The sequence below is a fragment of the Mumia sp. ZJ430 genome, assembly GCF_011751845.1.
Taxonomy (GTDB): Bacteria; Actinomycetota; Actinomycetes; order Propionibacteriales; family Nocardioidaceae; genus Mumia.
This window is the reverse complement of the sequence record NZ_JAAHFK010000001.1, coordinates 1,062,542-1,086,709: the sequence shown is the minus strand read 5'-3', so window position 1 is coordinate 1,086,709 and position 24,168 is coordinate 1,062,542. Positions and strand designations below refer to the sequence as shown.

22 protein-coding genes and 1 pseudogene are annotated in these 24,168 nt (G+C 71.2%); 7 read left to right on the top strand and 16 right to left on the bottom strand.

Translation table 11 applies throughout. The features are described 5' to 3' along the window. Position 1 precedes the first annotated feature (1 nt). From HCT63_RS05230 to HCT63_RS05190, 10 genes and pseudogenes are all read right to left on the bottom strand, one after another. Complete coding sequence (locus HCT63_RS05230) at positions 2-400, bottom strand: type II toxin-antitoxin system VapC family toxin (RefSeq protein WP_167001730.1); 399 nt, start codon at positions 398-400, stop codon at positions 2-4. Further along, positions 397-687, bottom strand: a complete 291-nt coding sequence (locus HCT63_RS05225) for a type II toxin-antitoxin system VapB family antitoxin (RefSeq protein WP_167001728.1) — start codon at positions 685-687, stop codon at positions 397-399. The genes HCT63_RS05230 and HCT63_RS05225 overlap by 4 nt, the downstream gene beginning before the upstream one ends. 303 nt (positions 688-990) lie before the next feature. Beyond that, complete coding sequence (locus tag HCT63_RS05220) at positions 991-1,905, bottom strand: Ppx/GppA phosphatase family protein (protein WP_167001726.1); 915 nt, start codon at positions 1,903-1,905, stop codon at positions 991-993. Continuing rightward, entirely contained in the window at positions 1,902-2,438 is a 537-nt protein-coding gene (locus HCT63_RS05215) for a DUF501 domain-containing protein (RefSeq protein WP_167001724.1), read from the bottom strand. The genes HCT63_RS05220 and HCT63_RS05215 overlap by 4 nt, the downstream gene beginning before the upstream one ends. Continuing rightward, complete coding sequence (locus HCT63_RS05210; RefSeq protein ID WP_167001723.1) at positions 2,435-2,998, bottom strand: septum formation initiator family protein; 564 nt, start codon at positions 2,996-2,998, stop codon at positions 2,435-2,437. The genes HCT63_RS05215 and HCT63_RS05210 overlap by 4 nt, the downstream gene beginning before the upstream one ends. 3 nt (positions 2,999-3,001) lie before the next feature. After that, positions 3,002-4,279 carry a phosphopyruvate hydratase gene (gene eno / locus HCT63_RS05205; RefSeq protein WP_167001721.1) on the bottom strand — a complete coding sequence of 426 codons (1,278 nt, stop codon included), beginning with the start codon at positions 4,277-4,279 and terminating at the stop codon, positions 3,002-3,004. 259 nt (positions 4,280-4,538) lie between these two features. Further along, on the bottom strand, positions 4,539-5,459 hold the full coding sequence (locus tag HCT63_RS20390) for a MazG family protein (RefSeq protein WP_243842889.1): 921 nt from the start codon (positions 5,457-5,459) through the stop codon (positions 4,539-4,541). Next, positions 5,456-6,127 (bottom strand): hypothetical protein, encoded by a 672-nt coding sequence (locus HCT63_RS20385; protein WP_243842888.1) that lies wholly within the window; start codon positions 6,125-6,127, stop codon positions 5,456-5,458. The genes HCT63_RS20390 and HCT63_RS20385 overlap by 4 nt, the downstream gene beginning before the upstream one ends. An 87-nt stretch (positions 6,128-6,214) precedes the next feature. Continuing rightward, a pseudogene (locus tag HCT63_RS05195) lies at positions 6,215-7,664 on the bottom strand (catalase). Further along, positions 7,657-8,133, bottom strand: a complete 477-nt coding sequence (locus tag HCT63_RS05190) for a Fur family transcriptional regulator (protein ID WP_347877917.1) — start codon at positions 8,131-8,133, stop codon at positions 7,657-7,659. The pseudogene HCT63_RS05195 and the gene HCT63_RS05190 overlap by 8 nt, the downstream one beginning before the upstream one ends. Before the next feature lie 82 nt (positions 8,134-8,215). Between HCT63_RS05190 and HCT63_RS05185 the strand changes: the two genes are divergently transcribed. Continuing rightward, complete coding sequence (locus tag HCT63_RS05185) at positions 8,216-8,569, top strand: ArsC/Spx/MgsR family protein (RefSeq protein ID WP_167001717.1); 354 nt, start codon at positions 8,216-8,218, stop codon at positions 8,567-8,569. 51 nt (positions 8,570-8,620) lie between these two features. Here HCT63_RS05185 and mfd read toward each other — a convergent pair whose 3' ends face one another. The 4 genes from mfd to HCT63_RS05165 all read right to left on the bottom strand — a co-directional run bounded on the left by mfd (position 8,621) and on the right by HCT63_RS05165 (position 15,523). Further along, complete coding sequence (mfd, locus tag HCT63_RS05180) at positions 8,621-12,208, bottom strand: transcription-repair coupling factor (protein WP_167001715.1); 3,588 nt, start codon at positions 12,206-12,208, stop codon at positions 8,621-8,623. A 105-nt stretch (positions 12,209-12,313) separates the two neighbouring features. Continuing rightward, positions 12,314-13,507: a ScyD/ScyE family protein gene (locus HCT63_RS05175; protein WP_167001714.1), complete on the bottom strand. Its 1,194-nt coding sequence runs from the start codon at positions 13,505-13,507 to the stop codon at positions 12,314-12,316. A gap of 105 nt (positions 13,508-13,612) precedes the next feature. Beyond that, the gene (locus tag HCT63_RS05170) at positions 13,613-14,704 is read right to left on the bottom strand and encodes an LCP family protein (protein WP_167001713.1); all 1,092 of its coding nucleotides are present in this window, start codon (positions 14,702-14,704) and stop codon (positions 13,613-13,615) included. Between the two features lie 72 nt (positions 14,705-14,776). Further along, positions 14,777-15,523 carry a 3'(2'),5'-bisphosphate nucleotidase CysQ gene (locus HCT63_RS05165; RefSeq protein WP_167001712.1) on the bottom strand — a complete coding sequence of 249 codons (747 nt, stop codon included), beginning with the start codon at positions 15,521-15,523 and terminating at the stop codon, positions 14,777-14,779. 112 nt (positions 15,524-15,635) lie between these two features. Between HCT63_RS05165 and HCT63_RS05160 the strand changes: the two genes are divergently transcribed. Then, on the top strand, positions 15,636-16,784 hold the full coding sequence (locus HCT63_RS05160; RefSeq protein WP_167001711.1) for a glycosyltransferase family 4 protein: 1,149 nt from the start codon (positions 15,636-15,638) through the stop codon (positions 16,782-16,784). A 4-nt stretch (positions 16,785-16,788) separates the two neighbouring features. On the opposite strand, the gene HCT63_RS05155 is transcribed toward HCT63_RS05160, so the two are convergent. Continuing rightward, entirely contained in the window at positions 16,789-17,235 is a 447-nt protein-coding gene (locus HCT63_RS05155) for an adenylyltransferase/cytidyltransferase family protein (RefSeq protein WP_167001710.1), read from the bottom strand. 186 nt (positions 17,236-17,421) lie between these two features. On the opposite strand from HCT63_RS05155, the gene HCT63_RS05150 reads away from it, so the two are divergent. The 5 genes from HCT63_RS05150 to HCT63_RS05130 are packed head-to-tail and all read left to right on the top strand — an operon-like array spanning position 17,422 to position 22,501. Beyond that, on the top strand, positions 17,422-18,168 hold the full coding sequence (locus HCT63_RS05150; RefSeq protein ID WP_167001709.1) for a CDP-alcohol phosphatidyltransferase family protein: 747 nt from the start codon (positions 17,422-17,424) through the stop codon (positions 18,166-18,168). Between the two features lie 11 nt (positions 18,169-18,179). Continuing rightward, positions 18,180-19,334 (top strand): DUF1972 domain-containing protein, encoded by a 1,155-nt coding sequence (locus HCT63_RS05145; RefSeq protein ID WP_167001708.1) that lies wholly within the window; start codon positions 18,180-18,182, stop codon positions 19,332-19,334. After that, a complete protein-coding gene (locus HCT63_RS05140; RefSeq protein WP_167001707.1) occupies positions 19,318-20,604 on the top strand; it encodes a hypothetical protein in 1,287 nt (428 codons plus the stop codon). The genes HCT63_RS05145 and HCT63_RS05140 overlap by 17 nt, the downstream gene beginning before the upstream one ends. Continuing rightward, entirely contained in the window at positions 20,601-21,833 is a 1,233-nt protein-coding gene (locus HCT63_RS05135) for a hypothetical protein (protein WP_167001706.1), read from the top strand. Before HCT63_RS05140 ends, HCT63_RS05135 begins: the two co-directional genes overlap by 4 nt. Continuing rightward, positions 21,830-22,501: a hypothetical protein gene (locus HCT63_RS05130; protein ID WP_167001705.1), complete on the top strand. Its 672-nt coding sequence runs from the start codon at positions 21,830-21,832 to the stop codon at positions 22,499-22,501. The genes HCT63_RS05135 and HCT63_RS05130 overlap by 4 nt, the downstream gene beginning before the upstream one ends. Here the strand turns inward: HCT63_RS05130 and HCT63_RS05125 are convergent. Then, a complete protein-coding gene (locus HCT63_RS05125; protein ID WP_167001704.1) occupies positions 22,486-24,123 on the bottom strand; it encodes a polysaccharide biosynthesis tyrosine autokinase in 1,638 nt (545 codons plus the stop codon). The two genes, HCT63_RS05130 and HCT63_RS05125, sit on opposite strands and share 16 nt — an antisense overlap. Positions 24,124-24,168 lie beyond the last annotated feature (45 nt).

Sequence of the window (24,168 nt, the reverse complement as noted above, 5' to 3'; positions counted from 1 at the left end):
CTCAGAGTGCGAGCGCCGACGGAATGTCGGTGTGGAGGAAGTCGTCGCCGACGGACAGCAGCGGCTCGCGCTCCGCCGAAGCGAGTGCATAGGCGAAGCAGTCACCGAGGTTGAGCTGTGCGGGGTGGCCGCTCCCGCACCCGAAGTCGCGGTATGCGTCGCGCGCGATCGCCGCATGCGCGGCGGTGAACGCGACGGGGACGACCCCGAAGGCCTCGAGCAGCCGGTCGACACGACGGCGCTGCTGCGGGGCCGACCGGCTGTCGACCACCGCGTACAGCTCGACGAGCGTCGCGGTCGAGATCCTCGGCTCGGGGTCCGCAAGGAGTGCTGCGGTCAGGGCCTCGGCCTCCGGCTCGCCCAGCAGGATCGCGACGAGCGCCGACGTATCGACGATCACCGCGGGAGCCCGTGCTCGTCGTACACAGCGTCGTCAGCGAGGCTCATCGTGCGTCGGTCCTCGTCGGTGAGGTCGCGTCGGAACTCGACGAGCAGTCGCTCGACGCGCTGGTGGTCGGCCGCCTGCACCACCGACGCGCCTTCGGCCTCCAGCTCGGCCAGCCGCCGTCGTACCGCATCTTCGACGGCGCTGGTCTGGCTCGTGCCCGTGACCTCGGCGAGCCGGCGGACGAGGGCGTGGGTGCCCGTCAGGCAACCGTCACCGTGGCGAAACGCCGCCGCGGACACCCCGCGGAACGAGCGTTTGCGCTACGTACGGGGAGGACTACCTGCTGCGCGGGGTGGCGCAACACGTTCGACCCCACGACCGGGCTGCTGCTGGACTCGACCTTCTACGAGGGCGGGAAGGGGAACTATTTGTTCCGGCTGGTCCACGACATGGCGAATCGCCGCGCCACGGCGACGGGGTCCGGCGCGCGGAGGCCGCACGCGCGTGGGCGCTGCAGTTCGACCGTGCGCACGTGCTCGACGGCATCCTCCAGAAGGTCTGGGGCGCCCGGTCCGTCACTGCGATCGGCGCCTGAGCCGCGCTCAGACCAGCGACCAGGCGATGCCGTCGAGGATGTCGTGCTCGGAGACGACGAGCGCGTCGGGTGTCGTACGAGCGAGGAGGCGCGACAGGATCACCGCTCCCCCACCGATCACATCCGCGCGCCCAGGATGCATGAACGACCACGACCGGCGCTCCTCGACCGACGCAGCGAGGATCGCGTCGCACGAGGCGAGGACGTCCGCGACGGGCAGCTGCGCGTGGTGGATGCGGGTGGAGTCGTACTCCTCGAGGCCGAGCACGTGCGCGGCCACCGTCGTGATCGTGCCCGCGACACCCACGACCGTACGGGCCTGCGCGACGTCCACCGTGCTCGCGTCAAGGACCGCGTCGACGTCCGCTGCGCACTCCACGATCTCCGCCGCGGTCGGCGGGTCGCTGCGCAGGTGGCGCTCGGTCATCCGTACGGAGCCGATGTCGAGCGACTGCTCGGCCCCCGCGACACCGTCCTCGCCCAGGATCAGCTCCGTCGAGCCTCCACCCAGGTCGACGACGAGGATGGGCTGCGCGACACCGGGCAGGTCGCGCGCCGCCCCCGCGAACGACAGCGCGGCCTCCTCCGAGCCGGTGACGACGTCGGGGCCGACTCCGAGGCGCTCGCGCACTCCGTCCGCAAACACGTCGGCGTTGTCGGCGTCGCGGGTCGCCGACGTCGCGACGAACCGGACCCGCTCCGCGCCGAGCTCGGCGATCACCCGCGCGTAGTCCTCGCAGGCCGCGAACGTCCGCTCCAACGCGCGGTCGTCGAGCCTGCCCGTACGGTCGACGCCGTAGCCGAGCCGCACGATCTCCATCCGTCGGACCTGGTCATCAGCCGTACCGGCGTCGGCGTCGAGGTCTGTGACGAGCAGCCGGATCGAGTTCGTGCCGCAGTCGATCGCGGCGACTCGCGTCACGGCGTGTCGCTCTGGAGCTGCGCCGGCGGGGCGCCGGGACCGTCGCAGGTGGTCCCTGTCCACCAGTCGCCGAGCACGCGGATCGTCTCGTCGCCGAGCGGATTGACGCCCGGCCCCTTCGCCAGCGCGTGGCCGGCAAGCACGTGCAGGCACTTCACGCGGGTCGGCATACCGCCGGCCGACACCCCGTCGATCTCGGGCACGTCGGCGATCTCCCGCCGCTCGGCGAGGTACGACTCGTGCGCGCGCTGATATGCGGCCGCGAGCTCGGGATCCTCGGCGAGCCGTTCACTCATCTCGCGCATCAGCCCGGATGCCTCGAGCGTGCCGAGCATGCCGTTGATCCGCGCGCACGTGACGTAGTACAGCGTCGGGAACGGCGTACCGTCCGGCAGGCGGGGCTCGGTCTTGACGACGTTGGGGTGCCCGGACGGGCAGCGGCTCGCGATCTCGACCACGCCCCGCGGCGTACGGCCGAGCTGCTCGCGGATCGCGTCGAGGTCGGCCTGGGTCGGGGGAATCGGGTCGGTCACTGTCCTTCGTCCTGCTTCTTCGGCGTCACGACGACGTCGGGCGACGTCGCAGGGGTCGTGGGGTCGGGCACTCCGCCGGCGCGCTCCACCGACGTCCACAGCGTGGAGTACCACTCGGTTTGCGCAGCGCTGGTCGGGGACGCGTCGGGCAGCTCGGGGCCCTTGCCGACGGGCTTGCCGTCAGGGCCAAGCACGGTGAACCCGACCTCGCCCGGCATCAGCCAGCCGAAGCGCGAGCGCGCCTGCTGCTCGACGTACTCGGGATCGTCGAAGCGAGCCTTCTGCTTCTCAAGATCGTCGAGCGCCTGCGTGGACTCGGCGATCTGCGCACGCGCCGTCGCGAGGGCGTCGCGCTGCTGGAGGAAGGCCTTCAGGCTCGACGCGTACGAGATGGCGAGCACCAGAAGCACCAGCAGCAGCACCGCCATGCGGCGGGTCAGGCGCGGGCGTCCGTACGTGGTGACGGCCTCGGCGGCCGGTGTCGCGCCACGACCACGACGAGGCGCACCCGGCCGGCCGGCGGGGCTCCTCCTCGGGTCGCGGCGCGACGGGGACGGCACGCGTCAGGCCTTCAGCCGGGGGAACGCCGCGCGTCCGGCGTAGGTGCCGGCGTCGTCGAGCAGCTCCTCGATGCGGAGCAGTTGGTTGTACTTCGCGACCCGCTCGGACCGCGCCGGGGCACCGGTCTTGATCTGGCCGCAGTTGGTCGCGACGGCGAGGTCGGCGATCGTGGTGTCCTCGGTCTCGCCTGAGCGGTGGCTCATCATGCAGCGGTAGCCGTTGCGGTGCGCGAGGTCGACGGCCTCGAGCGTCTCGGTGAGCGTGCCGATCTGGTTGACCTTGACGAGCAGCGCGTTGCCCGCGTGCTCGTCGATGCCGCGCTGGAGGCGCTCGGAGTTGGTGACGAACAGGTCGTCGCCGACGAGCTGGACCTTGTCGCCGAGCTCGCTCGTGATGGCCTTCCAGCCGTCCCAGTCGTCCTCGTCGAGCGGGTCCTCGATCGAGACGATCGGGTACGAGGCGACGAGGTCGGCGTAGTAGGCGGTCATCTCGGCGGCCGACTTCGGCGCACCCTCGAAGCGGTACGCGCCATCACCGTAGAACTCCGACGCGGCGACGTCGAGCGCGAGCGCGATGTCGGTGCCGAGCTTGAGGCCGGTGGTCTCGACGGCCTTCGCGATGAGGTCGAGAGCAGCGCGGTTGGAGCTGAGGTTGGGAGCGAAGCCGCCCTCGTCGCCAAGGCCGGTCGCGAGTCCGTCGGACTTCAGGACCGACTTGAGCGCGTGATAGACCTCGACGCCCTGGCGAAGCGCGTCGGCGAAACTCGAGGCGCCGATCGGCGCGATCATGAACTCCTGGATGTCCACGTCGGTGTCGGCGTGGGCGCCGCCGTTGAGGATGTTCATCATCGGGACCGGGAGCACGTGGGCGTTGGCTCCGCCGACGTACTGGAACAGCGGGAGACCCGCCGACTGCGCGGCCGCACGAGCGACTGCGAGCGAGACGCCGAGGATCGCGTTGGCACCGAACTGCGCCTTGTTGGGGGTGCCGTCCAGGCGCAGCAGCGTCGCGTCGATGTAGCGCTGCTCGTCGGCGTCGAGGCCCAGGATCTCCGGGTGGATCACCTCGTTGACGGCATCGACGGCCTTCTGGACGCCTTTGCCGCCGTACCGCTCGCCGCCGTCACGCAGCTCGACGGCCTCGAACTTGCCGGTCGACGCGCCGGACGGGACGTCGGCCCGACCGATCGTGCCGTCGTCGAGGGCCACCTCGACCTCGACCGTGGGGTTGCCGCGCGAGTCGAGGATCTCTCGGGCTCCGACAGCTTCGATGCTTGCCACTACGGACTCCTAGTGCAGGACGGTGGGGTTCGTACACATCCTAAGAGGCACACCCGTCGGGGTCGTCCTCGTCCGTGCCGTGGCGCGCCGACGGCCGGGCAACCCGAGCCCCCGATCTTCCGCTGGTCGAGGAGTCCGAGCCCCCAAGGGCGCGGACGTACGAGACCACTCGGCGCCACTTCGACACACTCAGCGACCGACTCGACACGTCGCCGAGCACCCCGCCCGTGGCCTCGAAACGGTCTCCGCCAGCGCTCGCCTACTCGACCGACGGCACCAGGGCGTTGACCGTACGGCGCAGCGCAGCCTCCGGGTCCTGACCCGCCGCCCGCGCCTCGATCACCAGGGCGAGCAGGCGCTCTCCGAGCGAGTCACCCGCTGGCGCCGCCACCTCGCCTGCGCGCTGCAGCCGCCCCACGACCTTGTCAGCGTACGCCAGCGCGGGCAGCGTCGGGGGCACACCGTCGAGCACCGAGGTCCGCCGCTTCTCGGTCGCCTTGAGCCGCTGCCACGCGGCATCGACCTCGTCGGCCGTGGCCGCGTCGCCGTCGCCGAAGACGTGGGGGTTGCGGCGGACGAGCTTCTCGACGATCCCGGCGGCGACGTCGTCGATGTCCCAGCCGTCGTCGCTCACGCCGTCGACCGGTCGTGCGGCGACCGCCGCGTGGAACACGACCTGCATGAGGAGGTCGCCGAGCTCCTCGCGCAGCTCGTCGGTGTCGCCGCGGTCGAGCGCGTCGAGCACCTCGTACGACTCCTCGAGCAGGTACTGCTGGAGCGAGGCGTGCGTCTGCTCGCGCGTCCAGGGGCACTCGACGCGCAGCTGGTCCATCACCGCCACGAGGTCGAGCAGCCGCGCGCCCGGGAGGTCGTACGACCCGAAGACGATCTCGACCTCACCGACGGGTTCGGTGCCGCTCTCGGAGCGGGCCAGAAGCGTGTCGGCCAGGGCGTGGGCCCACTCCACATCGCCGGTCGGGGCGATCCAGACGGTGTCGGCGGACACGTCGTCCAGTCGGCCGAGCGGCTCGACGCGCACGTCGACGCCTGCTGCGCGCACGGCCTCGACAGTCGGATCGTCCTCAGGGGCGAGGACGAGCGAGGCTTCACGGAGCGCGTCCCACCCCGCTGCCGTCAGCAGGCCGGGAGCGACACGCGGGCTGGTGACGAGGATCCTCACTCGCTCGACTCTACGCCGCGGCACTGCTGGTTGGCCGGGAGCGTCGTGGGGTCGATCTGGTCGAGCTGCTCGCGCGAGACCGACAGCTGCAGCGCCGGGTCGGGCTGCCCGTCGTTGGAGATCCCGAAGCGCGGATCGACCGCGGCGTCGACGCGTACGAGCTCCTCGGAGACGACCTCGGTGCCGGCCCCCATCAGCTGCTCGGCGTTCTCCTGGGTCGGAGCGGTCCCGGTGTCGTCTGCACCGATCGCGGTCCGCAGCGCCTGGCTCTCGAAGTCGCGCTCGAGGATCTCGACGATGTCGTCGAACTGGTCGCCACCGAACATCGTCTCCAACTGCTCGAGGTCGGCCGGCTGCAGCGCGTACTGCGACGGCGGCACCTCGATGCCGCGGTCGTCGGCGACCTTGCGCGCGCCGGCGAGCTGGAGCTGCTGGGTCGCGATCACCTGACGGACCTGGCCCTGCGCGGGAGCCTGACCGCCCTGCGAGGTCGCGACCGTCGCCAGATAGGTGCATCCGGCGTCGGCGAGCGTGTCGAAGCGGTCCATCGACAGGGTCGACGAACCCACCACCACCGCGTCGCCCGGGAAGGTCGACCCGCAGCCGGCGAGCATCAGCGAGGCCGCAGCGGCGGCGAGGAGCGGGCGCAGAGCGGGACGGTGGGGCATGCGGGAACGGTCCTCTCGTACGGGTGACGTGACGCGGGACTCAGCCTAACCACACGTCCTTGCACCGACCACGCCGGACCAGCAACCCTAGAGCGTGCCCATCTCCTTCTGGACCGCGGTCGCGAGGTCGACGTCGACGTTGCCGAGATAGACCCATACCCGCTGCAGCACCTCGTCCGTCACGCCGTCCGCGAGGTGCCCCGCGATGTTGTGGGCGAGGCGGGCGTGCCGCGGCGTCGTCGAGCACCTCGCGGTAGAGCGTGCCCGGCTGCCCGAAGTCGTCGTCCTCGGGGTGCAGGTCGTACGGAGCACGGATCTGCTCGCCGGACGCGGCCCAGCCCTTGCCGTCGGTGAGGCGCTGCGTGTCCGCCGCGGGGCCCCCGTACGAGTTGGGCGCGTAGACCGGGAGCGACGGGTCGTTCCACGCGTATCGCATCGCCCCCTCCTTGGAGTAGGTGTGCACCGGCGACTTCGGTGCGTTCACCGGCAGCTGCGTGTAGTTGGTGCCGATCCGGTAGCGGTGCGTGTCGGCGTACGAGAACACGCGGCCGAGCAGCATCTTGTCCGGGCTGATGAACACGCCGGGGACGAGGTTGCTGGGCTCGAAGGCTGCCTGCTCGATCTGTGCGAAGAAGTTCTGCGGGTTCTCGTTGAGCGTCATCGTCCCGACCGGGATCCGCGGGTAGTCCTTCTGCGAGATCGTCTTGGTGAGGTCGAAGATGTTGAACCGGTACGACTCCGCCTCGTCGAACGGCACGATCTGCACCTCGAGCGACCAGCTCGGGAAGTTGCCGTCGGCGATCGCGTCGAAGAGGTCCTTGCGGTGCAGGTCAGGGTCGCTCCCGGCGAGCCGGTCGGCGTCCTCCTGCGTCAGGAAGTCGATGCCCTGCTTGGTCTTGAAGTGGTAGCGCACCCAGAAGCGGTCGCCGGCCTCGTTGATCCACTGGTACGTGTGGGAGCTGAAGCCGTCCATGTTCCGGTACGACCTCGGGATGCCCCGGTCGCCCATCAGCCAGATCACCTGGTGCGCCGACTCCGGGGACAGGCTCCAGAAGTCCCACTGCATGTTGTGGTCGCGCAGGCCGGAGTCGGGCATTCGCTTCTGCGAGCGGATGAAGTCCTGGAACTTCATCGGGTCGCGGACGAAGAAGACCGGCGTGTTGTTGCCGACCATGTCGTAGTTGCCCTCGTCGGTGTAGAACTTCAGCGCGAAGCCACGGGGGTCGCGCCACGTGTCGGGGCTCCCCTGCTCCCCCGCGACGGTCGAGAAGCGCGCCACCATCGGGGTCTTCTTGCCCGGCTGGAAGAGCGAGGCCTTCGTGTAGGCACTCACGTCACCGGTGATCTCGAGCTCACCGAACGCGCCCGAACCCTTCGCGTGCACGACCCGCTCGGGCACCCGTTCGCGGTTGAACTGCGCCATCTTCTCGATCAGGTAGTGGTCGTGCAGCACGATCGATCCGAGGTCTCCCTGCGTCAGCGAGAGCTCGTCGCTCTCGACCGGGATCCCCGCGTTCGTGGTGGTCGGATCAGTCATCGTTCACTCCCCTGTCGCTGGTGGCACCGACGATCGCCGGCTCACGGGAGCCGCACGGGGCGCACGTCCCCCAGAACACGACCTCGGCGGCCGCGATGTCGTACCCGTGCGTGTCGCTCGGTACGAGGCACGGCGCGGACCCGACCGCGCAGTCGACGTCGTCGATACGCCCGCAGACCTCGCACACGAGGTGGTGGTGGTTGTCGGCTGTCCGGGTCTCGAACAGCGCCGGGGACCCCGCCGGCTGGATCCGCCGTACGAGGCCGCGCTCCGTGCACGCGGCCAGCACGTCGTACACCGCCTGGACGGACACCGAGCCGAGCGCGTCGCGGGTCATCGCGATGAGGGTCTCGGCGCTCGCGTGCGGGCGCTCGCGCAGGGCGCTCAGGACGGCGATCCGCTGGCGCGTCACCCTCATCCCAGCGCCGCGCAGCTCCGACTCGGCATCCCAGATCTTGGTCCCCGGCACCTCTCCACCGTGCGTCGGGATCTGGTGCGCTGCAAGCCGGGCGGCTGCCGCGGCGGACAGAGCCGCGTCCTACGCTCGGCGCATGGAGATCTGGGTGAACCCCGCCTGCAGCAAGTGCCGCACCGCCGTGGCCGCCCTCGACGAGGCCGGTGCGGACTACACCGTACGGCGCTATCTCGAGGAGCCGCCGACGGTCGACGAGCTCGCCGCCGTGGTGCAGCGGCTCGGGCTCGAGCCGTGGGACGTCGCCCGCCCGAAGGAGGCCCGCGACGCCGGGCTGACCGCGATCCCGAAGGACGCCGAGCACCGTGCGGAGTGGCTGGCGGGCCTCGTCGCGCACCCGTCGGCGATCCAGCGCCCGATCATTACCACCGACGACGGCACGACGGTGATCGCGCGCGATCCCGAGACGCTGGCGCGGGTCGTCGGGAACTGACCCGGGACCCGGCAGGAACCGACCCGAGAGCCGGCAGAGACCGACCCGGGGTCAGGGGGCGGAGGGAGCGATGACGGTGTCGATCAGCGTGCGGCACCAGTCCATCAGCTCGGCGTCACGCAGCGGCTGACCCGCGACCTTCGCGGTCTTGGGCCGCGGCACGAGCAGGAGCTGCGCCGTGGCCTTGACCACCGAGCCCGGATAGACACGCTTGAGCCGCATCTGGCGCGACTCCGGCAGGTCGACTCCGGAGATCCGGATGTTGTTGCCCGCCACCGTGAGCTCGGAGATGCCGACGTCGCGGGCCCGCACCCGCAGCCGGGCGACACCGAGCAGCGCGTCGACCGCAGCGGGCGGCTCGCCGTACCGGTCGACGAGCTCGTCGCGCACCTCGGCGACCTCCTCGTCGGTACGGACGTCGGCGAGGCGCTTGTACATCTCGAGGCGCAGCCGCTCACTCGGCACGTAGTCGTGCGGCAGGTGCGCGTCGACGGGGAGCTCGAGCTTGACCTCGTGCACGTCCTCACCCTGGTCGCCGCGGTACTCCGCGACGGCCTCGCCGACCAGCCGGACGTACAGGTCGAACCCGACGTCGGCGATGTGGCCCGACTGCTCCCCGCCGAGCAGGTTGCCGGCACCGCGGATCTCGAGGTCCTTCATCGCAATCGCCATGCCGCCGCCGAGCTCGGAGTGCTGCGCGATCGTCGAGAGCCGCTCGTGCGCGGTCTCGGTGAGGGGCTTCTCCGGCGGGTAGAGGAAGTAGGCGTAGGCCCGCTCGCGCGAACGCCCGACGCGTCCACGGAGCTGGTGCAGCTGCGAGAGACCGAGCATGTCGGCCCGCTCCACGATCATCGTGTTGGCGTTGGAGACGTCCAGGCCCGACTCCACGATCGTCGAGCAGACCAGCACGTCGTACTTCTTCTCCCAGAAGTCGAGCATGATCTGCTCGAGCTGGTGCTCGCCCATCTGCCCGTGCGCCATCGCGATGCGGGCCTCGGGCACGAGGTCGTGGAGCCGTTTGACGGCCTTGTCCATCGAGTTGACCCGGTTGTGGATGTAGAACGCCTGCCCGTCGCGCAGCAGCTCGCGCCGGATCGCCGCCACGACCTGCCGGTCCTCGTACGGGCCGACGAAGCTGAGCACCGGGTGCCGCTCCTCCGGCGGGGTCTGGATCGTCGACATCTCGCGGATGCCTGTCACGGCCATCTCGAGCGTGCGCGGGATCGGAGTCGCCGACATCGACAAGACGTCCACCGCGGCGCGCAGCGTCTTGAGCGCCTCCTTGTGCTCGACGCCGAAGCGCTGCTCCTCGTCGACGACGACGAGCCCGAGCTTGGGGATCTTGACGCCCTTCTGGAGCAGGCGGTGCGTGCCGATGACGAGGTCGACCGAGCCGTTGGCCAGCCCGTCGAGGACCTCCTTGGACTCCTTCTCGGTTTGGAACCGCGACAGCGCCTTGAGAACGACCGGGAACTGGGCGTAGCGCTCGGAGAACGTCGCGAAGTGCTGCTGCACGAGCAGCGTCGTCGGCACCAGGACGATGACCTGCATGCCGTCCTGGATCGCCTTGAACGCCGCACGCACCGCGATCTCGGTCTTGCCGTAGCCGACGTCGCCGCAGACCAGCCGGTCCATCGGGACGGGCCGCTCCATGTCGCGCTTGACCTCGTCGATCGTCGCGAGCTGGTCGGGCGTCTCGTGGTACGGGAAGGCGTCCTCGAGCTCGCGCTGCCACGGGGTGTCCGCGCCGAACGTGTGGCCCTGCGTCGCCTGCCGCGCGGCGTACAGCTTGATGAGCTCGCCGGCGATCTGCTTGACCGCCTTGCGCGCACGCGACTTGCGCTTGTTCCAGTCGGCGCCGCCGAGCCGGTCGAGGCTCGGCTGCTCGCCGCCGACGTAGCGGGTGACCTGGTCGAGCTGGTCGGTCGGCACGAAGAGCCGGTCCGCCGGCTGGCCGCGCTTGGAGGCGGCGTACTCGATGACGAGGTACTCGCGGACCGCGCCCTGCACCGTCCGCTGCATCATCTCGACGTACTTGCCGACGCCGTGCTGCTCGTGGACGACGTAGTCGCCGGGGGTCAGCTCGAGCGGGTCGATCTGCTTCTTGCGCCGCGAGGGCATCTTGCGGTCGTCGCGCGGCGCGGCGGCGGTCTGACCGACGAGGTCGTCCTGGGTGAGGACGACGAGGTCGACGCCTTCGGCGACGAAGCCGTGGTCGATCTCGCCGCAGACCACATGGACGACGTGGGGGGTGAGGTCGTCGGCGGTGATCGAGGCGTGGAACCGGCCCGGGATGTCGTGCTCGCCGAGCACCTCCACGCTGCGCGCCGCCTGCCCTTCGCCCGGCGTCACGAGCGCGACGCGGGTGCCCGCGGACAGCCAGCCCTTGAGGTCGACCAGGGCGCGCTCGACCTCGCCGCGGTATGACGGGGTCGGCGCGAACGGCAGGTTGACGCTGTCGGCGTCCCCGATGGTTGAGCCTGTCGAAACCGAGCCACCGGTGGTTGAGCCTGTCGAAACCGAGCCTGTCGAAACCTCCTCGTCCCTCACGAACGGCGACGTGGACCACCAGGCCCGCCCGGACGCGAGGGTGTGCTGGCGGACGTCGCCGAGGCTCCAGTACGCCGCCGCGCCGAGGTCGATCGGCGCCTTGCCGCCGCCGGCAGCGGCCGCCCAGGACGCCGCGAGGAACTCCTCGCTCGTCGCCACGAGGTCGTGCGCCCTCGTACGGACACGCTCGGGGTCGCAGACGAGCACCGTCGCGTCGGACGGCAACAGGTCGACCAGCAGCTCCATGCCGTCGACGAGAGCGGGCGCGAGCGACTCCATGCCCTCGACCGCCACCCCCTCGGCCAGCTTGTCGAGCATCTCGGCGAGCTCGGGGTGCGCGTCGGCGAGCTCGCGGGCCCGCGCCCGGACCTCGTCGGTGAGCAGCAGCTCGCGGCACGGCGGCGCCCACACGTGGTCGACAGGATCGGTCGAGCGCTGGTCGGCGACCGAGAAGTGGCGGATCTCGTCGACCTCGTCGCCGAAGAACTCGACACGCAACGGGTGGTCCTCGGTCGGCGGGAACACGTCGATGATGCCGCCGCGGACGGCGAACTCGCCCCGCTTGGTCACCAGGTCGACACGCGAGTACGCCGCGTCTGCGAGGCCGCGGACCAGGTCCTCGAGGTCGGCCTCGTCGCCACGCCGCAGCGTGACCGGCACGAGGTCGGCCAGGCCCTTGACCTGGGGCTGGAGCACCGACCGGATCGGCGCGACGACGACCTTGAGCGGGCCCGCGTCCGGGGTGGAGCCGGGATGCGAGATGCGTCGCAGCACCGCGAGGCGTCGGCCGACGGTGTCCGAGCGGGGCGACAGCCGCTCGTGCGGCAGGGTCTCCCACGCAGGGAAGTCCGCGACGAGATCCGGGCCGATGAGCGACCCGATCTCCTCGCTCAGCTCCTCTGCCTCGCGGGCAGTCGCGGTCACGACGAGCACGACCGGGCTCGCCGGCGCCAGGGCAGCGGCGAGGAACGGACGCAGGGACGGAGGGGCCGACAGGTCGAGCGCCGTCACGCCCGCGCGACGGTCTGCGACCGTACGGGCGAGCGTGGGATCGGCGGCGACGACCTCGGCCAAGGCGTGCAAGGACATCGTCTCCAGCCTAGTCGCACGCCCCAGCCGTACCTCATCGCCCGCCAGACAGAGGTCTCGACATCGGCGTCGCACGGACGACACCGATGTCGAGACTCCTCTCCGTCAGCGGCGGTGACGGTGCTGCGACAGCCTGTACTTCACGAGCGTCGACTCCGGTGCTGGCGGCCTGCCGGCGAACAGGTCCTCGAGCTCGGGCGACGACGTCGCGTACAGCGAGCCGCCGGCGTACTCGACCGAGGTCGCCCACGGCAGCGGCGCGAACGGCTTCGGCGTACGGCTGCCGCGCTTGAGCACGGACAGCTGGTTGCCGAAGATCTCCGCCACGTAGATGTCGCCCTTCGGCGTCACCGCGAGGTTCGTCGCGCCGAGGAAGCCGCCCGCGACCTTCACGGTCCGGCCGGAGACCGGGTTGACCTTGTAGACCGCGCCGCGCGCACCGAGGCTCGGGTCCTCAGGACCGCCGGGCAGCAGCGACACATAGAGCCAGCCGTCGGGTCCCCACTCGACGTCGGTCGGCACCGGGTCGAAGTAGTACGACAGGCCGACCGCGCACGCCGGGATCCCGAACGCCCCCGCGAGCTCGGCGGTGATCTTCAGCGGCTGCCCGGGCATGAGCGCCAGCGTCGTGATCCGCCCGCTCGCGCTGATCCGCTGGATCGAGTTCGCGCCCGCGTCGGCGACGAAGGTGGTGCCGAACGGCCCCGGCAGCGTCGCGTACGGGTGCGGGTTGACGTCACCGGTGTACGTGGAGGGCGGCGGGCCCTCTCCCGTCTCCGGATCGGGTGCGGGCCACTGCGCCGCGCACTCGGCGCTGATGCCGCGCGCACCGTAGACGACGTCGCCGTCGGGGTTGTTCGCGATCTCGTACGCCCCGGTGTCCGCGACGACCTTGACGGTTCCGCGCCTGTCGATCGACTTGATGCCGGTGAACCCGCCCGGGTTCTCCGGATCGCCGGAGAAGCCCGTCTCCGCGAACAGGACCTTGCTGCGCGCGACCGACACGCCACCGACCTCGGGCGGCTGCTCAGAGCCCGCCGGCGGCGTCGCCTGGTAGATGTCGCTCCGGGCTCCTCGCTTGGGGATCTTGGTGAGGGTGCCGGAGAAGTTCTGGGTCACGTACGCCGTTCCGTCGCGGGCGACGGCCGAGCTCAGGGCGGTGAACAATCCGTCGGCCACCGTCGTGGCAGCCGGTGGCCTGGGCGGCTTGTGACCGCCGTGCGCCTGAGCAGGCGCGATCGCGAGGCCGAGCGTCAGCGCCGTTGCGGCACCGACGACGAGGACAGGTGCTCGTCTCATGGAATTCCCCCGTGGGTCTGCTGAGAGTCGCCGAGATCGACCGGTGGACACCGCAGACACTCGCACCCGAACCAGACGAGAATCCGGACATTTCACCAATACGCGTCAGCTGACGGACGCCGGGAGACCCGCCGCGTTGGCCTCGACCCACTCGGCGGCCCGGTCCTCCCGGACCGCGCCCCACAGCTCGCGCCCCTTGTCGCGGTCGAGCCGGACAACGCTCTGGGCGCCCTCGCGCCCGGTGCCCTTGACCGGAGCGGTGGTGAACGCGATGTCGTCGGCACGCAGGTTGCGCAGCGACAGCAGCAGCCCGCGCATGTCGCCCGTGGTCCACTCGGCGTCGACGGTCAGGTGCTCGGTCACCGCGTCGAGGACGCCGTACGCCTTGGTGGGGCTGCTCAGGGTGTCGGCCGACAGCGTCTGACCCATCAGGGCCCGCAGGAAGTTCTGCTGCCGCTTGATCCGGTCGAAGTCGCCCCCGGGAAGTCCGTACCGCTGGCGGACGTAGAGCAGCGCCTCCTCGCCGTCCATGCGGTGCGTCCCGGCCTCCCACGTCTTGTCTCGGGCGGAGTCATGGACGGTCTCCGGGACGACGACCTCGACGCCGCCGAGCTCGTCGGTCAGCTCGCGGAAGCCGTCCCAGTCGACGATCGCGATGTGGTCGATGCGCAGGTCGGTGAGCTGCTCCACGGTCTCGACCGCGAGCGAGGGCCCGGCGAAGGAGAACGCCGCGTTGATCTTGTTCTCGCCGTACCCGGGGATGGTCACCCAGGAGTCGCGCGGGATCGAGACGATCGACGCCCCCTCGCGGTCGGCGTCGACGTGGAGCACCATCAGCGAGTCGGTGCGCTGCTCACCCGGGAGCCAGGCCGGGGAGTCGGCGTCGTCGCCCGTCGTGGGCTCGTCCGAGCGCCGGTCGGTGCCCATGAGCAAGATGTTCACTCCGTCGCCCTGCGCGGGCGCGGGACGGTTCTCCAGCCCGGTGAACGCGTCGTCGACACGGTCGACCTGCCCCACGAGGCGCTCCTGGAGATACCACGCGACCCCGCCGAGGGCGAGCGCAAGCACCACGACGCACGCCAGCAGGCCGAGGAGGACGTTGCGCAGCGTGTGACGCCGACGCGGGGACTGCGGCGGTGCCGACGCCGCGTCGGGCGCCGGCTCGTTGGTCTCGTCGGTCGTGGGGCTCTCGTTCATCGCAGCGCCAGCGTACGCAGATAGCGGTGAGGTGCGCGCACGAACGGGCCGACGGGTGGTGTGGTCCCGGCCTCAGCCCAGGCGGCCGGCGACGAACGAGGCGACGGTCTCGGCCAGCTCGGGACGGCAGACGAGGAGGTCCGGAAGCCACGGGTTCTCGCGGTTGTACTCCAGCGGACGACCGTCCGCACGGCTGGTGTGCAGACCGGCGGCGCGGGCGACCACGACCGGCGCAGCCGAGTCCCACTCGTACTGACCGCCCGCGTGGACGTAGACATCGGTGAGGTCCCGGACCACCGACATCACCTTGACCCCGGCAGACCCCATCGGGACCAGCTCGGCGCCGATCTCCTCGGCCAGCTCGCCGACGAACGCCGGAGGGCGGCTGCGGCTGACCGCGATCCGGACCGGCCCCTCGCCCCGCGACGGCACGGTGAGCGGCGACGCGGTGCTGAAGGTCTCCCCCAGCGCGGGCTGCGCGACCGCGCCGACGGTCAGGTCACCGCGCTCCCACAGCGCGACGTGGACGGCCCAGTCGTCGCGAGGCGGCTCGGAGAACTCGCGCGTGCCGTCGAGCGGGTCGATGATCCACACACGCTCGGCGGCGATGCGGGCCGCGTCGTCGGCGGCCTCCTCACTGAGGACGGCGTCGCCCGGCCGGTGCTCGGCCAGCAGCCGCGCGAGGACCGCCTGGCTCGCCGCGTCACCGGCGTCCTTGAGCGCCTTGCCCTCCAGCCCGCCGCGGCGGACCTCCAGGAGCTCGGTGCCGGCCTGCTCGGCCAGCCAGACTGCCAGGGCGCCGTCGTCAGCGAACGTCATGCGCCCATTCTGTCGCCACCCTCAGCGCAGCCCGACCACGGGAGTCAACGAGGCCCGTCACAGTGGGCCGCCCGCTACGCTGGGCTGGCCGACATGAGGAGGACTACACCGCATGCCCTCGACCAGGACGCCTCGCGGCACCGTGCTGGTGGCGACACCGTCAGCCGACGTCTACGGCTCCGACCTCCAGCTGCGCGAGACCGTACGCGCCCTGCTCGCCGCAGGGTGGCGCGTCCGCGTGGCCGCAGGCAGCGACGGTCCGCTCCTCGCGATGCTGCGCGAGGACGGCGCCGAGGCCATCGCCCTTGGATTCCCGGCGCTGCGTCGCGCATACGCCTCCCCGGTCGGCCTGCTGCGGCTGGCGCGCGACCTCGCGGGCGCGGCCCCCCGCGCCACGCAGGCGCTGCGCACCGCCCGTCCGGACGTCGTGCTCGTGAACACGCTCACGCTGCCGTGGTGGACCGCGCTCGCGCGCGCCCACCGGGTCCCGGTCGTGTGCCACGTCCACGAGGCCGAGCAGTCCGACCCCCGGCCGCTGCGGGTCGCCCTGGCCCGCCCCCTCGCGCTCGCGACGACGGTCGTCGCGAACAGCGAGGCCACCGTCTCTGAGCTCGCCGACGTCAACCCCCGCCTTGGTGAGCAGGTGCGCCTCGTCCACAACGGCGTACGCGGACCCGACACGGCGCCCGCGCCACCGCCGTGGGGTGCCCGGCGCCTGCTCGTCGTCGGACGCCTGTCCGCCCGCAAGGCGCCCCACGTCGCGCTCGACGTCCTGGAGCGACTCATCGCGCAGGGGCGGGACGTCGAGCTCGAGCTGTGCGGGAGTGCACTCACGGACCAGACCGCGTACGAGGCAGAGCTCCGCGAGCGCGCCTCACGCCCGCTGCTGGCCGGACGGGTACACTTCTCCGGGCACGTCGCCCCGATCTGGCCGGCGCTCGGTCGTGCCCACGTGCTGCTCGCCCCGTCCCGCGGAGAGTCGCTCGGCAACGCGGTGATCGAGGCCCAGCTGGCGGGGCGCCCCGTCGTCGCGACCGCCGTACAGGGACATCTCGAGTCGGTCGTCGACGGCGAGTCCGGGCTGCTCGCGCCTGTCGACGACGCCGAGACGATGGCCGCCCAGGTCGGACGGATCCTGGACGATCCCGCCCTGACCGCTCGGCTGGTCGACGGCGGCAGGAACCGCGCGACCACGATGTTCTCGCCGCAGCGCTACGCCGAAGAGATGCAGGACGTGGTCGCGTCGGCGGCCCGCCGCTGACCGGTCAGGCCTCGACCGCCATCGCCGGAAGGTCCTCGACCCTGCCCAGGGCACGGCGCAACTGGGTGCTCGACGTGTGAACCGTGTAGGGGAAGTAGACGACCTCGACACCCACCGACGCGAAGTCGCGCTCGAGCTTGTCGCCGCGGGGCGTGCCGCGCCAGTCGTCGCCCTTGAAGATGCGGTCGAAGCGCAGCACCTCCCAGGTCGCCAGCTTGTCGGGCACGACCTCGACGTGGACGTCGTCGACGACGCTGATGTGGCGGACGATCTCGACGCGCTCGGCGATCGGCACGAACGGCTCGAAGCCCTTCGCGCGGACGCACATCTCGTCGGAGACGACACCCGCGATGAGGAAGTCGCAGCGCTCCTTGGCCTGCTTGAGCACGTTGAGGTGGCCGACGTGGAACAGGTCATACACTCCGGGCGCGTACCCGACGACGTGGCTCAATGGGATCACCTCTCCGAGACTTCCAGCAGCAACGAGACTAGAGCGCACGGGGGGTATCTCGTCGCGGAATGTCCATAATCGGCCCGACTCGTGCGGGGTGCGCCCAATCCTGGTGTTCCGGGTCCTCCTCGTCCGAGGAGATGGAAGACTGTCCCGAAGACCTCACCGCATCGACCGAGAGTCCCCATGTCTGTCACCGCGACCTCGCGTACGTCACGCATCCGCTCCAACGCGGCGGCGCTGTCGGCGGCCCAGAAGCCGTCGCGCGGCACCGCCGCCTACTCGCGCTACGTGAATCGCCCGCTCGGGCGACGCGTCGCGGCGGTGGCGGCGGCGTTCGGCGTGACGCCCAACCAGGCGACCGCCGTGAGCGCCACGCTGTCGTTCTCTGGGCTGCTGCTCCTGTGTTTGGCCGAGCCCAGCCTCGGCGTCGGCCTCGCGGTGTCCGCCCTGCTTGCGGCCGGCTACGTCATGGACTCCGTCGACGGCCAGATCGCACGGCTCACCGGCACCGGATCGCGCAGCGGCGAGTGGCTCGACCACACGGTGGACTGCTTCAAGACCTGCAGCTTCCACCTGGCGGTGCTGATCTCGTTCTTCCGCTTCCCGCCGGTCGAGTCCGACTGGGCGCTGCTCGTCCCGGTCGGGTTCCAGATCGTCGACATGGTGACGTTCTTCGGGCTGATCATGATGCCGTTGCTGCGCCAGGGTGCCGACGAGCCCGCGCCGACCGCCGACGCGCCCCCGGAGAACCCGTTGCGCACGTGGGCGATCCTGCCGACCGACTACGGCATCTTCTGCTGGGTGTTCGTCCTCATGGGCTGGCCGACCCTCTACTTCGCCGGTTACACCGCGCTGTTCGTGATCAACGCGCTCGTCCTCGCGGTCGTCCTGCGCAAGTGGTGGCGCGAGCTGAAGGCGATGGACCGATGAAGGCGGGACCGATGAGAGTGGCCCTGATCGGCACCCGCGGCGTGCCGGCCCGGTACGGCGGCTTCGAGACCGCTGTCGAGGAGATCGGGCGACGCCTCGTCGCCTCCGGCCACGACGTGACCGTCTACTGCCGGCCGGTCGATGGCGAGCCGCGCCCCGCGTCACACCTCGGGATGCGACTCGTCCACCTGCCTGCGGTGCGCCGCAAGACGCTCGAGACGCTCTCGCACACGGCGCTGTCGGTCGCGCACGCGGTGACCCGCAGACGTCGCTTCGACGCGGCGATCGTCTTCAACGCCGCCAACGCTCCGTTCGTCCCCGGGCTGCGGCTGCGCCGGATCCCGGTCGCGGTGCACGTCGACGGGCTCGAGTGGCGGCGCGCCAAGTGGACCGGCGCGGGGCGGCGCTACTACCGGACGGCCGAGTCCGCGTCGGTCCGGTGGGCCGACGCGCTGATCGCCGACGCTGTCGGGATCGCCGACTACTACGAGGAGGAGTTCGGCGTCGCGACGACGTTCGTCCCGTACGGCGCCCCGATCCTCGACTCCCCGGCACCCGACAAGCTCGCCGCGCTCGACGTGGAGCCCGGGCGCTACCACCTCGTCGTCGCCCGCTTCGAGCCCGAGAACCACGTCCGCGAGATCGTCGCCGGATACCGCGCGTCGCGTGCCGAGCACCCGCTCGTCGTCGTCGGCTCCGCCCCGTACGCCGACGCCTACACGGCCGAGATCGAGCAGCTCGCCGCCGGCGACCCCCGCATCCGCCTGGTCGGCGGCGTCTGGGACCAGGACCAGCTCGACCAGCTGTACGCGCATGCGACGACCTACCTCCATGGCCACTCCGTCGGCGGCACCAACCCTTCCCTGCTGCGCGCGATGGGGGCCGGGGCGCCGGTCATCGCGTACGACGTCGTGTTCAACCGCGAGGTGCTCGGCGACTCCGCCCCGCGCTTCGCGACCCCCGACGACCTCGCCCGCCTCGTCGAGAAGGCCGAGGGCGACCCCGAGGGGACACGGGAGGCCGGACGGCTGCTGCAGGAGCGGGCGGCGCAGCGCTACCGCTGGGACGACGTCGCGGACGCCTACGCAGACCTGCTCGTACGGCTGACCAACGGGTACTCCACCCGTGGCGCGGCATCGGGGCGTCGCCGTGGTCGAGCCGACTGACCAGACCACGCGCCCCCGCGGCCCGCGGATCCCGACCGCGGTCGTCGCCCTGCTCGCCCAGGCCACTCAGACGGGGGTGAGCTTCCTCCTCCAGGTGGCTGCCGCACGGGCCCTGGGCGCGGACGGCTTCGGCGTGTACGCGCTGCTGTTCGGCGCCGTGGTGATGACGACCGCGGTGACGACCGGCCTGGTCGGTGACACCCTCACCGTGCTCGACCGCCGCGACGACCGGATCCGTACGGCGCTCGCCCTGCTCGCCGCCGTGAGCGTCGTGGCCTCGACGCTGCTGTCGTACGTCGGGGCCGTCGTCTGGACGTCGCTGTCGCCTGCGGGGTGCCTCGCGTTCGCCGTCGCGACGGGTGCCTTCGTCGCGGCCGACCTGGTCCGCCGGCTGCTCATGGCGACAATGCACTTCTGGCGGCTCGTCGCCGGCGACCTGGTCTCGCTCGTCGTGACGGCGGGCGTGGTCGTCGCCGTGCTCCTCGAACCGGGCGCCCCCTCGGTCACGGGGTTCCTGCTCGCCCTGGCGGCTGGCCAGGCGGCCTCCGGCGTGACCGGCTGGATGCTGGTCCCCCGGCACGAGCGCACCGTACGCCCCTGGGCCCAGCCCGACCTCGCGCGCGTGCTCCGCTTCGGGAGCTGGCGCGCCGCCCAGCAGTTCGTCCGTCCCACGATGCTCAACGTGATGCGCTGGACGGTGCTCGCGGTCGCCGGGGCGGCCGCCGTCGGCGAGCTGGAGGCGGCGCGCGTGTACGTGGCTCCGGCGATGCTCGTCGTCCAGGGATTCGGTTCCTATCTGCTCTCCTCGTACGCCGCGAGCGGCGACCACACGCTCCGCTCCCTGCTCGCGCGGGCGGACCGTGCCGCGGCGATCATGCTCGCGGCCACGCTCGGGGCGAGCCTGATCTCCGTCCTCGCCCTGCCGGTCCTCGGCCCGCTGATCACCGGCGGCTCGTTCGACCTGGACGTCGTCGCGGTCATCGGGTGGGCCGTCTATGCCGGCTCGTGCGCGGCGGTCCTGCCGTACGGGAGCCTGGCCGCCGTACGCGGCCGACCCGGGCGCGTCTTCGGGATCCGCGTCGCCGACTCCGTGCTGTCGATCGGGCTGCTCGTCCTCGCGCTCCAGCTCGGCACCTCCACGCAGTGGGCGCCGCTGTGGATCTCGTTCGGCTCGTTCGCCGGGGGCATCCTCTGCCGTCAGCTCCTCATCGTCCCCGTGGTCCGGCGCGAGCGTCCGCCGCAAGAGACGCCCCAGGCGGTGGTCCGGTGAGCACCGCCGAGGCGGTCGAGCAGCGGGCGCTGGCGGCGTCCGACGAGACGGGCAGCCCGTTCAGCCTGCGGATCCGGTTCACCCGGCTGCAGCTCGTCATGATCCTGCTGGTCGTCTCGGCGATCTCGTGGCGGCGCGGCGTCTACTACTCCGGCGGCGCCGACGCGGTGGTCGTCGCCAAGGCGATGCTCACGGTCATCGCGCTCGGGCTCGCGTTCACGCTGCCGAAGCCCGACCGCCGGTGGAGCCAGGTCGAGGTGACTCCCGTCCTCGGCATGCTCGGCTACCTCGCGATCGCCGTGATCAGCGCGCTGCTGATCAGCGACGAGACCGTCGCCTCGATGATCCTCGTCATCCGGCTGATCATGCTCGCAGCCGCCCTCGTCCTGGTGGCGCGTGCACGACCCTGGCGCGAGGTCGTCAACGCGATGCTCGTCGCCATGCTCGTCGTCGGCGCCTTCGCGTCGATCACCGGCATCGGGACGCTCGCCAGCGGCCGACTGGAGGGCGGCATCCCCCCAGTCGGGCCCAACCAGATCTGCCTGATGTTCAGCCTCCCCGCACTGGCGGTGGCACACCGGTGCATCTTCCGGTCCGCGACCGCCCTCGACGTCCTCGCCCTCCCGCTGCTCCTCGGTCTCGTCTGGGCGACGGGCTCACGGACCGGCCTCGCCGCCCTCGTGCTCGGCATGGCGATCATGGTGGTGATCGCGCCGCGGATCTCCGTCCCCGTCTTCACCGCCGCCGTGCTCAGCATCCCCGCGGTGGCTGCCGTCGTGGGCCTGACCTCGGTGATGGAGGAGTTCGTCGGTCGCGGCGACACCGCCAGCCTGCTCACGCTCAACTCCCGTACGGTCGCGTGGTCCGCGGCGATCGACTATCCGGACAACCTGCTCGAACGCCTGATCGGCGGAGGCCTGGCCCTGCGTCAGATCCCGGTCTCGGCGATGTATCGCGATACTCAGATCCTCGATAGCACGTGGGTGTCGGCATACCTCCAGGTCGGCCTGCTCGGTACGCTCGCCCTCGTCGCCGCGATCGTGACCACGCTCGTCGCCTCCCGACGCTGCACCCGTCCCACCCGCGCGTTCTTCGTCGCGGCGATCGTGATGCTCGCGCTCGTGAGCATCTTGGAAAGCGGCCTCTTCGACACGTCGGTCAGCTTTATCGTGTTCTTCACGACCACGCTGGCGATCTACGCCCACCCCAAGCGAAGGCAGATGGCATGACGTTCCGCATCCTCACCGTGTGCTCAGCGAACGTCTGCCGGTCCCCGTTCGCCCAAGCCCTGCTGCGCCGCTCGCTGGCCGACGCGGGAGCACCGTTCGTCGTGGCCAGCGCCGGTGAGAACGCCTCGAACGGGCACGACGCGTGCACGGTCGTCGCCGACGGCCACCTCGCAGCCGGTCCCGAGCTCGGCGACCACCGGTCTCAGGGACTGACCGTGAGCGCCGTCGAGAGCGCCGACCTCGTGCTCGCCGCCGACCGTCCGTCAAGGGCCGCTGTCGTCCGCCTCCAGCCCACCTCTCACGCCCGCTCGTTCACCTTGCGCGAGGCCGCCGTGCTCTGCGCCCACGCGATCAGCGAGGAGCGCGCCTCCTACGACGATCCGGTGGACGCGCTCCTCGCCCTGGTCACGGAGATGTCGGACCTGCGGGGCACCGTCGAGATGCCGCGAGCGTCTCGCCACCGCGTGGCCCGCAAGCCGTGGCGCCGGGTCGAGGTGCACGGCAACGACGTGCCGGACGCCCACAAGACGGTCGACGCGGTCCCCCACTCTCTCGTCACGCGACTGATCGCCGAGAACACCACGATCGTGGCCTCCGCCCTCAGCGACGTCGTCCGTGACGCGTCGGGCGGGACGGGCCCCGGTCGCGCTCGCTACGCCCTCGGCTGAGCGCCACCGGAGACGATGCCCGAGGAGTCATCGGCCGCCTCGTCTCCGTGGTCGGGATCGTCACGGTCGTCGTGGTCGTCACCGTCGTGGTCATCGTCAAGCATGTCGTCGGTGATCGCCGGGAGGACCGCCGTCGTGGCGGCCAGGGGCGGCTGCCAGCCCGTACCGTCGTCGTCGCCCTCCTCGTCCTCCCGTACGACGCTGTCGCCCCGTACGGGCGGCTCGTTGGTCGTCGGCGTGAGCTCGGTGCGCTGAGTGGCGACGTCGGCTGCGTAGGAGTGCTCGCCCGAGCGCCCTTCGCGACGGACTCCCACGACCACGGTGCCGAGCACCTTGACCCTGGCCGCGTCGGCCTTGTCGAGCGAGCGGCTGAGGTCTTCCTTGAGCGTCTTGCCCGAGCGGACGACCAGGAGCAGACCGTCGACCTTCTCGCCAAGCACGGTCGCGTCGGTGACCGGCAGCATCGGCGGAGCGTCGTAGACGACCACGTCGAAGCGCTCCGACAGCGCATCGACGAGGTTGCCCATCGCCGCCGACTCGAGCAGCGCCACCGGGTCCGGCGGGAGCGAGCCGGCAGGCAGGATCTGGAGCAGGGCGTGGTTCCAGCTGACGAGGACGTCGTCGAGCGACGCCTCGCCGACCAGCACGTCCGACAGCCCAAGGTTGCCCTCGACTCCGAGATAGCCGGCGGCTCGGGGGCGGCGCAGGTCGGCCTCCACGAGGCAGACCGACGCCCCGCCCTGCGCGAGGCTGATCGCGAGGTTGCACGCGGCGGTGCTCTTGCCCTCGCCCGACAGCGGCGATGTGACGACGAAGTGGCGCACCTCGTGGTCGATCGAGGCGAACCGCAGGGCGGTACGGATGGTGCGGTAGCGCTCGGCCGCCTCGGACCGCCAGTCGAGCGCGACCAGCGGCATGCGCTGCGAGGCGGGCTGGTTGGACGTGGTCCCCAGCGGGGAGATACCCGTGACCTCGCGGACGTCGTCGGCGTTCTTGATCCGGCGGTCGTAGTGGTTGCGGATCACGGCGGCGACCATGCCGACGGAGAGCCCGAGGAGGGCACCGAGCACGAGGTTGATCAGCGTGCGCGGCGACGACGGGGACGCCGGTGGCGACGCGGGCGCCGTGACCGAGACCCGGACGTTGGTCACGGGCTCGCCGGTGCGCGAGACGGTGCCGTTGCTCTCGATGTCCTCGATCACCTCACCGAGGGACTCGGTCACCGCGTTCGCGAGAAGCGCCGCCTGGTCGGGGTCCGTGTCGACGACGGACACCTCCATGATGACCGTGTCGGGCGGGCTGGTCATCGACGTCTTCTTGGCGAGCTCACGCACCGTGAGGTCGAGGCCGAGGTCGCTGATGACCGGCTCGAGGACGCGCGGACTGTCGACGAGCGAGGTGTAGGACTTCACCCGCTGCACCGCGAACTGCGAGTTCTGGAAATTCTGGGACTGCTGGCCGCGGGTGCCGTCAGAGACATTGACGAACGCCGTCGCCGTCGCGGTGTAGCGGACGGTCGCGGTCGCGTTGTAGGCGACGGCCGCGAGGATCCCGACGATGAGGAACGACACCCATACGCGCCAACGCCGTTGCAGGATGGCGGCGTACTCCGAGAAGGTCACGCGTCACCTCCGGCTCCCTCACTACGCCCGACGACACCGTGCCCC